5 protein-coding genes are annotated in these 14,072 nt (G+C 24.6%); 3 read left to right on the top strand and 2 right to left on the bottom strand.

Translation table 4 applies throughout. The features are described 5' to 3' along the window. Window positions 1–727: 727 nt before the first annotated feature. Window positions 728–2,161 (top strand): variable surface lipoprotein, encoded by a 1,434-nt coding sequence (locus HGG64_RS02355; RefSeq protein ID WP_420813312.1) that lies wholly within the window; start codon window positions 728–730, stop codon window positions 2,159–2,161. A 2,249-nt stretch (window positions 2,162–4,410) separates the two neighbouring features. Here HGG64_RS02355 and HGG64_RS02350 read toward each other — a convergent pair. Beyond that, window positions 4,411–4,557: a hypothetical protein gene (locus tag HGG64_RS02350; RefSeq protein WP_169580354.1), complete on the bottom strand. Its 147-nt coding sequence runs from the start codon at window positions 4,555–4,557 to the stop codon at window positions 4,411–4,413. Between the two features lie 423 nt (window positions 4,558–4,980). Between HGG64_RS02350 and HGG64_RS02345 the strand changes: the two genes are divergently transcribed. Together HGG64_RS02345 and HGG64_RS02340 are read left to right on the top strand one after the other, a co-directional pair. Then, a complete protein-coding gene (locus HGG64_RS02345) occupies window positions 4,981–6,714 on the top strand; it encodes a lipoprotein 17-related variable surface protein (protein ID WP_277345663.1) in 1,734 nt (577 codons plus the stop codon). 1,608 nt (window positions 6,715–8,322) lie between these two features. Then, a complete protein-coding gene (locus HGG64_RS02340) occupies window positions 8,323–10,428 on the top strand; it encodes an SGNH/GDSL hydrolase family protein (protein WP_169580352.1) in 2,106 nt (701 codons plus the stop codon). Window positions 10,429–10,516: 88 nt separating this feature from the next. Here HGG64_RS02340 and HGG64_RS02335 read toward each other — a convergent pair whose 3' ends face one another. Further along, entirely contained in the window at window positions 10,517–13,789 is a 3,273-nt protein-coding gene (locus HGG64_RS02335; RefSeq protein WP_169580351.1) for an SGNH/GDSL hydrolase family protein, read from the bottom strand. Between the last annotated feature and the right edge of the window lie 283 nt (window positions 13,790–14,072).

Below are 14,072 nucleotides of genomic sequence, written 5' to 3'. Positions count from 1 at the left end.
GATAAAAGATCAATACAATTATTTTTTGAATTATATAATTCAAAATTATAAATATACACAATTTAGCTGTATTTTTTCAGGGTAAAATATCTATTTTATAAGAAAAAACAGTGAAAATAATTTATAGCAACTTTTTTCGTGTTTTTATTGATAGTAATTGACATTATTTTTATAATCCTTGAAATAAATTTTGACAATAAAGTTGCGATCAATTCTATAAAATATTACTTACTTTTTGGATACATTTTTTAATCATTTTTTGCCATTTTTTGTCCAAAATATCTACAAAATATATTGCTAATTTTTAGACTAAAAGTACTTACACTGTAAAACGAGAGTAAATCACAATTTTTTTATCACAAAAAATTCATAATATTATATATTTTAATAAATTAATTTATTAATTATAAAAATAATCTTCTAATTCAGTAACAATCAAAATTCCTTTTTCATAAAAAATGGTAATTTCTCTTAGTTTTTATTAACTACCATGATCAGTTAAGGATTTTTATGTTCCATAATTTTAAATGTCTTATTTTTAGTCATTTTCGAACTTATCTATATTAATTTATACTCTATTTTTTTCAGAAAAAGTAGTCTAAAATTCAGTGCCGAAGCACAGCGTAATACTTTTTTTTAACACATTGAAAATTCAAAAAAAGAGCTTTTTTAAAAAAAATAATCTGATAAAAAGATAATTAACTGAAAAATTGAAAAATTTAAAAAATTGCGAGTTTGAAAATTTCTAGGGTCAATAACTAGTATGATAGCTTTACCATTGGTTGCCGCGTCATGCGGTGGTAAAAAACAAAAAGACCAAAAAAATCCAGGAATGGAAGCCGACCAGAAAAAATTTAATGCTGCTACTTTTGCATATGAAGGCACTTTTACTAACAAAATGACATTTTCATTAGACAAAATTAAGGCTAACAACGCAGAAGGATTCACTCTTAATAAAGAACAATCTGAAATTAAGTTCAAAGACAATATTATTTTTGCTAAATTGACTTTTACAAAAGATGAAAATATGTTCTCTGCATACATAAAATTTGCAGCTAATAGCAAGGATGCTTCCGGAGAAAAGATTACTAAAGAAGCATACGAGGCTATTCAAGAAGATCACCAAGGTCAAAAAGACAAGAAAGACCAAGATGATAAAAAAGATCAGCAAGGTCAAAAAGACAAAGAAAAACAACAAGACAAGAAAGATCAACAAGGTCAGGAAGATAAAAAAGACCAAGATGATAAAAAAGCATTAGAAAAAAAGGAATTTGAAAAAAATGCTAAATTCGCTTATTCTAAAACAATAAGTGGAAATGAAAAGTTTGATAGTGCCTCAGTTACATTATCAAATGTTGATAATTATGAATTTAGTGTAAAAGATTTTAAATCAAATTTTTTAGCTGGCAACATGAAATTTTTTATTGCAAAGATTGAAATTAAAAAGGAAAAAGCAAAAATCTTTGATGTTTATGTTAAATTTAGCACTGATGCTCAGAATAAAGTAGTTTCTGAATTTACTACTGAAGAAAAATTTAAAGAATTAGAATATTTAGAAATAGAAAATGAAATTCAAGAAAAATTAATTTTCACTTACAACACTAAATTAAATAATAGCAAATTCAATGATGCCAATGTAGTAATATCAGGCATTGACGGTGCTTCTAAAAAAATTGATAATAATAAAATTGCAGTTAGCGATACTGAAAAAACAGTAGTTGCTAAATATAGCATCACCATAAATTCAAAAGTCTTTGTTGTTTATGTTGAGTTCAAATCTGATGCTTCTGAAGCACAAAAAGGTAAATTAGTTGATGAAGCTAGATTCAATGCCATAGCTGAAAAGCAAAAAATGGAAGAAAAGGCTGCCATTGAAAAAATTAAGTCTAAATTAAGATTTATATACAAAACAAAAACTATTGGAGAATCTTTTGACGAAAAAGAAGTAATGATAGAAGGAATTCCAGAAGTAAAGAAAAAATTTGAAAAGCAAGCAATTGATAAAGATAAAAATGTCATTGTTGTTCATTACACAATCAGTGTTGAAGACAAAGAATTTCCAGTTTTTGTTGAGTTTAAACTTGACTCAGACACTGCGCAAACCGCAACACAAGTTGATGAAGCTAAATTTAATAATATTGCTAATAGCGAAAAAAAATAATTATTAAATCTGTGCTTTAACATTCAAAAACAAAAAATAAATACAATATAAATAGAAAACAAGAAACAAAAATAAAATTTAACTATCTTTTATATTATTTCATGACAATAATTAAGATGTCATGAAAGATATATACAAATTAGTATCAATATCATTAATACAATTTAGTTACCTTGGTTAGTAGTTGTGTCATAACATTTCCATTTGTACAACACAAGATATACTGAAAATACTAGCCAAGGGAATAAATATTAATTTTTTAATGTAAATCAAACATCTCTACTATTATTTTGAGATAAAAATAATATTAAAAATATTAAAAAATTGATTGAATATTAAATTACTTTAATTCATTTTTGTTAATTTATTACTATGAAAAAATTAAATTTGTTGAAATTAATAATTTTAATTTACCTATTCGAAAATTATTAATTTCTCAATTTGATACAAAATTAATAAAATTATCAAAAAAAGTTACTATAGATTTTTATTAAATTCTAATAAGATCACAATGACTTATTAAAACAAATTAGCAAGTAATCTTGTACATTTGTTCAGCAATACTCTTTAATATATAGTAATTACTTAAAATATTGGTTAATTGCTCTCACGGTAAACTTTTTATCATTAATTAGTTAAGGCAATAAAAAATATTTTGCGGGAAAGTAATTTATTAAATTATGAATAATATATTAATGATACGATTAAAATCAAATAAATATTTCTATCAATGTACTAAAATATTTCATGCCCGTAAGCATGATATTAACAGCTCATTTTTTAGAAAATAAATTATCTAAATAAAAAATGTCAATATGTATTAACATACAATGAAATATCTACATAAAATTGCTAGTATTCAGCTCGTTAATTGATTTTTCATGTTCACCTTATATATGAGTTGTAAAATTAGCAAATAAGTTATTTAGAAATGACAATTAACTACATAAACTTAACAAAAAAATCAAACACCAAAAATAGTTTAATAATATTTCCAAATTTCAATTTGAATCAACGTATAGTTTAAGTAAAAATAAAATGCTGTGATAATCTGCAATATACTTATATCAGTTGAAGAGTATTTAAAATAACTTAATCCTTTCAAGTAATTTTAAATTGTTAATAGATAAATTACATCTTTAAAATTAAAGCATCGCTAGAATAATAAAATTACTAAATTTTGCTCAAACCTATTCGCATATTTTATACCTAATGAAAAAATCGCTGCTTGGATTTTAACAACCATAAATTTTTAAAACAAATAGTTTGCCTTTAAAAATCTATAACCTTCTTAATTCATAAAACTCCGCTTAACTATTCAACCAATTCAATTAATAAAGGGAATATTTAACAGTAGCAAATATCATTAATATTTGCATGACCAAAAATTATTTTAAGTTGCTTGAAAGCATAAAAAATAACTTTAATAATGATAAGTCTCATTTCAACTTGTTTTGCTTTTTAATTGCTAACTAAATGGCAGATCAAAATTTTGAAAATTTATACCTATTTTTAACATTTTTTAAACATATAAAATCAATTATTAAAAAGTTATCTTAAAAATCAATTTATGGTCAAATTTTAACATTAATAATAACTCACTAAAGGATTATGTCATTTAACAAAGAAAAGAGCATGGTATAGACTGTATACTGCCATCAGGGGTTTTTCTATAATATGACAATCTCGCAAACTGGTTTTCTTTGTTTCACTTCAATAATTAATAATTTTATTGGCGAAATTAATGTTAATCAGAGACTCTAATATATTTCATTTAAATAATTAAAATAAAATTGTTCACAGGCTTCATTTAGCATAAAATTATAGTAAGGGTTATATATGAAGTTATGTGATTAACTTATTGCATAACAAATTGCTAAAATTGAAGCAATTGTGAAAGAAGTGGTAGAAATTTATTGAAATTGGAATAACTATAATTACTCAATAAGCAAACTGGCATAAATTATAAAAAAGGGGAAATTAATTTGTGTCTAAACTAGTAATTATAGACTTCACCACTTTAGTTCCTGAAATCTTCTCTAACTCATTGAAAATCTTAGGATAAATCAAGTACTTTTTTGGTCTTCTTTATTTTTGAAGACAAAAATTTACTACTCTTAAAGTTTATTTTTAATTTTTTATTCATTTTATACTTTGCTTGATTTAAAAAATAACAAATAAATTTTTTAATTATAAATATTATCTTTAATCTCATCTATTGATTTTTCAAAATTAAATTATTTACAAAATTAGTTTTTAGATAAAATTGCTAATAATGAAAATGCTGAAAACATAAAATTTTTATGTACCTTGAATGCAACTGATTTATATTTACTATCAGGAATGTTTACCAAATTGCTACTAATTGCTATAAAAAACTTTATAGCAGATAACATTCATTAATTCCTACAGTTGCGATTAATTTTCTCTGATAAACTATAAACAGTTTATGAATTAAACTTTTAATTCACGCATTCCATGCAAGTAAGCTACAATGATATCTATAATATATTTATGTGAATTATTTATAAATGATGAAAAATACAATAAAAAATTCGCAAATATGCAAATTTTAAATTCCTTAAAATGGTAAAAGATCTAAGCTCATTTAGACTTTACCACACTAAATATTTGATCTAACATTTCAAATATCTCAAAAACTTAATAATTTATATAATATATAAAATTTTAATAACATTATTATTAATAATTATTACTTGCTAATTTTTATTAGCAAGTTTTTTATATATTATTAAAATTAAAAAATACTTTTTTATAAAACCTTTAAAACACTTAATATTTTTTTATCTTATAAAATTTTGTATTTTTATAAAAAAATACTATCTCCAGGGTCAATCGCGAGTGTGATCAGCTTGCCATTGATTGCTGCATCATGTGGTGGAACCAAAAAAGAGGACCCAAAACCTAATAATCCAGAGCTAAAAGAGGTTCAAGACAGTTTAAATAACGTCACCGTTACTGTAGCTAATAAAAATAAATTAGCAAGCACTGTTCAAAATAATGAAGTTACCGTTGGAACAGTTGCTGGTTTTACTTTTACAGTAGAATCTGTTACTGGAAATGACACAACTGGTGAACTTACTGTAGTTGTTAAGTCAACCAAAGGACAAACAAGCGCCACAAAAGAATTTAAAATCAGCGGTTTCACAAAAAAAAGCGCCGACCAACAGCCAAAAGAAACAGAGGAGCAAAAATTAAGAAGAGAAGCTATTTTCAAATATAATGGAACACCAACTGAAGCAACTTCTTTAAATCTAGATAATATTGTATTAGAAAAAAATCAGGGCTTCCAAATTGATAAAGCAAATTCACAAATAAAAATTAAAATAGAAGCTTCAACATTGCCTCCTTCAGTTAAAAAATATGCTATAGCTAAATTAGTTCTTAAAAAAGAAACTAAATCGTATGACTTCTACGTTAAATTTCAACTAGAACAGGAAAATCCTAATGGCACAAAGACCACAAAAGAAGAATTTGATCAAATTAAAGAACCGGAAGTATTGACACCAGAACAAAAATGAGAAAAAATAATAATTACTTACAAAGATAATTCTCTAAAAAATGTCGTTGATTTTGACTTTAGCAATGTTGAATTATCTGATAATACTTTTACACTTGAAACATCAAAATCTAAATTCATTACAAAAGGAAATGAAGTAATCGCTAAATTAGTAGCCAAAGACGGGAACAAAACATTTACCAAATATCTAAAACTAATACTTTCAAAAAATAATGTAGTAGTTATAATGAAAATTGCAGATTCAGAATTTAATAATTTAGAAAATAAGTCAAAAGAATACCAAACCGATATTGAAAAAGTTACATTTAAGTATTCTGAAGCAATTACTAATAATAATCGCTCACTAGACTTTAGTAAAATTACATTAGAAAATAACGAAAAAAATAATTTCAAAATTGACAGTAAGAATTCTCAATATTATTCACTTTCTTCAAAAAATGATTATTTATACGTTAAATTTTTCTTGGTAACTCAAGATAATTTATATAGATCTGAAGCAATTTATAAAAAAATCCAGTTTAACATGAAAGACAAAGTTGCGGCAGAAAGCAACAAACAAGAGTTCGAAAATGTTTTTGTAGTTCTTAAAGAAGAATTATTAGGATTAGTAAACACAATAGACGATAAAATATTGGAAAAGGAACTGATAAAAAACGAAATAAACAAACATTTAACATTTGATAAGGTAGAAGATCTTAGAAATAAAATTAATACCCTTAGAACAAAATCGAATCTTTTGGATGTAATAGAAGGATTGGAAAATTCTGAGCCAAAAAAATATGAAGAATTTCTGCAATTAATAAATAGTAATGGTGATACAAGTAAAATTATGAGTCATTTTGCTATTGAAAAAATTAATTTGCAAAATGCTATAATTGCCTTGTCTACTTTGAAAAAAGTTGATTATAATGAATATAAATCTATATTAGAAAAAGCCGATACATTTAAGAAATTAAAAGAAGTTAAAGAAAGTATAGCTAATAAACTAAAAATGATGAAAACGACAAAATAAGTTTCAGCTATTATAAAATTAAAAAAATCAAGTTCGAACAACTGTTACAATATAAAACTAGTTGTAGAAGTTGATTTTTTATTATAAATATTAATTGTTTATAAATTTTATGGCCCCACTAAAATTAATTTCAAAATCAAAAACCGTTCAAAAATTAATAATATTTTCATTTTGAAGTTGATAATTTATATTTTAATTATAAGCTTTAAATTCTTGATTTGATAATCCTGAATTTATTACGAAAAGATCAAATAAAACTTTTTTTTGACATCTTTTAATTAAAAAATTGTTTTATGTGAAACTCGCGTAAATGTATTTGACATTACAATAGCTTCTTTATTAAAATTTTAATGTCTTTAAGTACATGATTTTATAGTTTAATGTTGTATTATTTAATTTAGTTCGAATATTTGAACTTTTATCACGTGATCTTGAACTTATTTTTTCTTATTAATTAGAGATTAAAAAGCTAACTTATCTGTAAATTATGTTTTCTTCAAAATTTAACTAATTAATAGTAATTTTGCATAAAAATCAAAAAGCTTAATATTTGACTTTTATTTTCAATTTTAACGTCTTCCATAATGAAAGTATAACCTCCAATATCTAATAATTGTGCAGCTTTTTTGTTAGATTTTCAGAAAGAATTTATTTCACTGAATTAATGGAATTTGGCCATTTGCTCAAATTAATATTTTGATAAAGTTTTATATAGTATCCAATTGTTCTTGTTTTAATTTATGAACAGTATAATGTGCTATTTGGTATATTTTTTTATATTTTTTATATATCAATTTTACAAGCAAAATATTAAATTATGATTGCCTTTTTTAGACCAAATCCTTTAGCCCTAACAACTTTTTTGTATATAGCAAAAATGCTTTTTATCAGACAAAATTTCATGGTACAAGAAAATTGTTTTTACGAATTTATGTTTATGTGTTTTTTAGACAGTAATGTTATTTAAATTTTGAAATCATTGCTTTTTGACTATTTTCCTTCATTTATTGAGTCTTAATCGATTTAATAACTACAATAATAAATTTACAATTTGTACCATCTTTAGTAGCAAATTCTATTATAAGACTAGACTAGCAACTGTGTATCGCTGCCGATAGTAACTTCAAATGCTTGAACAACTTTTACAATTTTAGCTTTATCACTATAATTGATTTAAAATCATCTTTTATCATTCTTTTATCAGTATCACCACATTTCCTTCCGCTCAAACTAAACTCATGCTTAGCAATCAATAATAGAATGGTCATACTTGAGATTAATTCATTTCGAAGATAATTTTTTAAAAAAATACAATATAAAATTGATATCAAAAATAATTCAATTAAAATAAATATGCAACAAAACTATTGCTGTTTTTAATTTTATAAGCGCAAAAAAATTAGATATTTTTAAAAAAAATATAAAAATAAATAATATTGTGATAATGTTTTTAGAAAAATATAAATATGATTTTTAGCTATTTAAAATCCAAAAGGAATTTATGGTTGAAAAAATACATTATTTTTTAAAATAAAAATATTAAAGCTAAAAAATTTAATATGCCATATTCATATTAAAATATGCTTTAAATGAAAGGAATATATTATTATGAAAAAAATTATTAAAATTGGTTTCTTAGCCTTAACATCAATAGTACCTATGTCCATAGTGGCAGCTTCATGTACAACAGCAAAGGCTAATAATAAAACATTTGACAGTGCTATTGATAGTAATGGTTTTCTAAACAAGAATCTTAATATTGTTGCTTTGGGAGATTCAATTACTGCTGGTTTTAATAGCGAATATAGTTTTGAACTTCCTGGAAATTTTGAAAACTCAGAAGGAGCAAAGGTTAAAGGTTTGTCATATCCATCTTTTTTTGTTGATTTACTGCAAAAAATAAAACCTAATTTTGTAAAACACTATGAAAATTTTGCGCTATCAAGTTCAAAAATTACTGATTGATTATATTTATTGCAAACCCCAAATTTTAACTATGATCCTAACGTTAAAGGTTCAGTTTTCAAATTCTTAAAAAATATTGATAAGGAAGATAAAAATCCATTTAAAGATCGGATTAAAAAACAATTTGGGGATTTTAGCCCAAATAGCTTAGGCAATCTTATTAGTCAAGTTAAAAACGCTCATTTTATTACTCTTTCAGCCGGAGCCAATGATTTATTTAAAAATTTGAATTTTACTTTAATTCAAAAAATTTTTCAAAACCCAAGTGAAGAAAATGTTAATGAATTTAATTCATCATTAATCCAAACATTCCAAAATATTGAAACTAATTTTGATATGCTTATTAAGAGAATTAAAACACTAAATAAAAATGCCAGAGTCAGCATAGTTGGCTACCCATTTATTCTACTAAGAGCAAAACCATTTATTGATGAATTATTTAGAGGGACAGATATTCCCTTTAAAGTTTTTGAAAAGCTAAATGACATTGCCAAAAAAGTAGCTAAAGATAATAAAGTTATATATGTTGAAACATATGATGAAAAATATTGACTTGACAATGCTAAGAGTTTGGCTCATTCAATTTTTGATATTCATCCAACTGAAGAAGGCTATAAAAAAATTGCTATGGAGTTATTAAGAAAACTAGCATTTAACTATAAAGATCCGCAAGAAATTAATGTTAATCAAAATCAAAAATATTCTGAAAAAGATAAGGTTAGCATTCATAAGATATTTGAAACTAACAAAACTAACGAGGAACTAAAAAAAATAGTTGAAAGATTCGAAAGTGAAAAAACATCATATCAGGCCGAAATTAATAGCAAGAAGGATGAGCTATTTTCAATTCAAAGCAACATTATTAACAATTGAATAGCAGCTAACAAAGCGGCCATCAAAGCAAATTTAGGAAAATTCTTTGCTGATAATCAAAATTTGAAAAACTTATTTAATCAAGATAGTTTTATTGATAAAATCATCTCAGCAATTCAGAAGTCTAAATTAATTGATAAAACTGTAATTAATCTTCATAAATACTTTGATCAAACCAATCTACCAATTAATAAGACTAACTTAATTACCTTCTTTTTAAATCAAGAGCTAATCTTTATTCTTGCAAAGGAATTTATTAGCATTGACTTTAACACTGAAGAAAAAGTCGCAATTTCTAAAGGAATTGCAATGCTATTAAACAAAATCGATTTAATTAATCCACAATTATCATCACTTAAAAATAATTCAGTAATTCTAAGATTTATTGAAGATACAATTCTAGATGTTTTGAATAATAAGCAACTATACGGTAATGCTAATGATTTTGCAGACTTAATAAGTATTTATTTAAAAAATCATCCCAATATAGATTTTAAAGAATTAGTTAAAAGTATTTTAAGCAATGATTTCATACTTGAAAAAATCTTTGAACAAATTGAGTCTAGATACCCCGTCCTGAAAGAAAACAAAAAAGTAATAAAAGCTATCATTACAAATATCACAAGATTCAGCATTTTTGATAAATTTCAAAAATATATCATTAATAAATTAATAAGTAAACAAATTAATTTTAGTGAGCCTTCACTTAAAGACTTCAGCGACATAAATATTGAAGGATTAGATTTTCTTACCTTACTAAGCGAAATTAATAAAATCCCAGATTCTGATCCAATTAAAAAAGATTTTGATGGTGTATATGGCATTATTAGTAATATCTTAAGTAAGAGTAATAAATTGCAACCCAAAACTAGCTAATTCATAATAGTAAAAATGATAAAAAATAGGCACATTCATTTATGCCTATTTTTTTTATTTAAGCTAGTATTGATATCCTTTTTTAGCGCTATTCTGCTTTTCCTTTTTTAATGAATTGAAATAGCTTTTCTCTTCATAGAGTGCCATCTTCATTTTTTTCATTATTATAGTAAATTATCTTAGCAAGATCGTTTTGTGAGATATTAGTTTCTGAATCTCGATTATTACGTTCGATCTTAGCATATATATTTCCTAAAATTTCCTTAACAAGTGCTTCATTGTTTTGGCCATCATAAGCACTGAAAATTAGTGACGCAACTGTTGGAATAGGCCAGCTGTAAGTGTAGTAGAAGAATAAGTTTCTAACAATACCAGGTGAATTTTTGAAATATCCTTCGTAAGCTGAGTATAAAATAATTGCACTCAAACGATATAAGAATTTTTTGTTTTGCTCAACATTTTCGTTGTTAGCAATTTTATCTATTACTGGTTTAATAAATACTTTTAATTTTGAAAATAGTGAGATATTAAAGATTAGTTTCACATCAGTGGTAAATGAAGAGTTAATGTGAAATTTATCTAGGTTATTTAGAGAATAAAATAGTGGATTTTTTTCAGCACTTAGATTTTCAATTTTAGTCAATGGTGATTTTTCCGTAATTAAGTTTAGAAATTCAACGACATGCTCTGATTTAATTTTGTTACCTTCGAAAAGATTTAGTAGGTTAGGAATGTTAGTAAGTTCTTTTACAAGTATTGAGAAGTTAATGCTAGTTGCAACTTCAGAAATTGAACCAAAATTAATCTTTCCCACTTTTAGTTGACTCAGAATATCGTCTAATGTGTTTTTGAACAATGTAGTATCTCCAACATTACCCAAAACACTTCTAACTAAATTTTTAATTTTTAAATTGTCAGATGAAGGTTCGAAGTTTTCTAGTTTTAGAGCTTTTTGAATACCTTCAACAACAATATCCATTAATTTGTCATTTTTAGCAATGTCTTTACTTACATCACTAATGAAGTCACGAGCAATTCTTTCATTTTCATAACCTTGTAAATAGACTTTAAACAGCACTTTTAGACTATTTGACAATTTATTATTGCTCTCATTATTAAATGTCAATAGCAGCTCTTTTTCATATTCATCAATTCTATCAACGAAATCGTTAATTAATGAGTTTTTAAATGAAATAAGGCTTGGGTCATCAATCACCACACCATACTCCGAGAAGAAACCGACTAATATTGTATTAATTAGTTGTCTTAGATCTCTTTTCACATGATTATCTTCAATTAAGCTAACAAAATCTTTTACTAAATAGAAAAGATCTTGTCTACTAATTTCTAAATCTGAAAAAATGTTAAAGTCTAAACTAAACTTTCCACTAGTAATTTTGTTAATTAAATGAGTTTCTAGCTTGTGAAAAATTCTGAAGTCAGGTAAACTTTCAAAGACTCTCTTAACGAATTTTTTCGAGCCAGTAATACCTGGAACCACTTTTTCTAATTGTTCAAATAATTTATCAAAGATATACTCATTTGATATTAAACCTTTAATTAATGGTCTAAAACTAATATTTGGATTGTTTTTAAAATAGGTCTTCAAGATGTCAAGGAAGCTATTAGCTTTTAGATAGTCATTTTTGTTATTTAGCACTTCTAGCACGGTGTTTTCGATAAAATCGGTAATATTCTTGTTTTCCTTAATTGTCGCAAGTCTAGGATCAATTAAATCAACTCTAGCCGCAATGCTAGTAATAAGCTCAGCCAAAGTTACTTTTTCTAAATCATCAAAATCAGTCTTAATAAATTCTTTAAAAGCATCAAGAATAATATTTTTATTAAATAAAATATCTACAAATACATTGGTTAAATTCTGTTTATTTATTGGCAGATTAGTTTCATCAAAATATTTTTGAATTTCTAGATCAATTTTATCAATTAAATCTGCTCTAAGAATTGCTGAAATAATTTTTTCTTTAAATTGCGGATTTTCAAAAAATTTACTAAATCTTTTCTCCTTGGCAAAAACCTTTGAAAGTATCGAACCAAATAGTGCATCATTTGAAAGAATTAGGTTTTTGATAATATTTCTATCAATTGAGAAAAGTTCATTTTTTTGATTTTCAATTTTTAGTTGATACATGGTTTTTTTACTTTCGAAGTTAGCAATAATTTCTCTAAGTCGATAATTAGTCAGACCAGTATCAAAAATTTTGTGAATGGTTTCTTCATCTTTTTCAACATACCTTTGGTTTTGATTGACATTAATCTCACGTGGGCTTGTATAGTTAAATGCTAATTTTCTAAATAATTCAATTGCCATTTTTTTATAGCCTTCTTCAGTTGGATGAATATCAAAAATTGAACGTGTTAATTTCTTAGCATTATCAACTCAATATTTTTCATCATAAGTTTCAACATAAACAACGTCATTACTTTTGGCTACTGTCTTATTAATTTCATTTAATTTCTCAAAAACCTCAAATCTTAAATTACTTTCATTAAATAGTTCATCAAGCAATGGCTTTGCTCTTAAGAAGATAAATGGATATCCCACAACAACAATTTGTGCTTTTGGATTTAGTAATTTAATTCTTTTTAGTAAAATATCAAAATTTTTAATATTATCATTATAAATTTTTAATAATGAATTCTTAAATAAATTAACGTTTTCATTAATTGGATTTTGTGCAACTTTTCGAAGTAAATTAAGATCAATATTTTCAAATATATCATTCGCTCCAATTGACAATGTAATAAAATCTGCTTCTTTTATCTTAGTATTTAAATTTTTTAAATTTGATTTTTCGAAACCTCCAAATTGATTACGAATACGATTTCTAAATGGATTTTTAGCATCTTGATCTAAATTTAATAAAAATTTAAAAGGTGTTTTTTTCTTTTGAATATCATAGTCAAAGCTAGGCTCTTCTAGTAAATAAAGTCAATCTATAATTTTTGATCCCGATAATGCATAGTTATCATAATTTTTTACAAAGTTAGGTTTCGTTCTTTGTAGTAATTCCACAAGAAATGAAGGATATGATAAACCGCTTACATCCTTATCTTTTTCTGAATTAAAATTTCCTGGAAGTTCGAAACTATATTCACCGTTAAAACCCGCAGTAATTGAATCACCTAATGCTAAAACATTAATATTTTCTTCTAAAAATTTACTATTTATATTTCTGTCATTTATTTTTGATTTATTATCAACATTTTTATCTTTATTAGACAATTTATTTTTATCATCTTTATTTGGCTGCACATTTTTGGATGTGCAAGCAACTGATATCATTGATATGGGAGCTATCGAAGTCATTGCTAGGAGCCAAGTTTTAATATTTTTTTTCATAAATTTATTCCCTTCGTTTATGAATTTTTGAAAATTAGCTTATCTTACTTTGACTAAAAATTAGTATTTAAATACTAATATAATTAAATTAAGCCAAAAAACACTAATTAAGTGTAGGTATGAAATAGTAGTACTACCTAGATTGAAATAAATGTTGTAAATAATTATTATTCATATAATTAAAAATGAATAAGTTTTTGCTATTTTGTCACTAATTCACAAAAATTACTGCTTTGATTTTACCATATTTTATTCTTCTTGCTCAAAAATGTTTTTTCCAGTT

Source organism: Mycoplasma phocoeninasale (assembly GCF_012934885.1).
GTDB classification, from domain to species: domain Bacteria; phylum Bacillota_I; class Bacilli_A; order Mycoplasmatales; family Metamycoplasmataceae; genus Metamycoplasma; species Metamycoplasma phocoeninasale.
The sequence above is the reverse complement of the archived record's forward strand: the minus strand, read 5'-3'. Positions and strand labels throughout refer to the sequence as shown.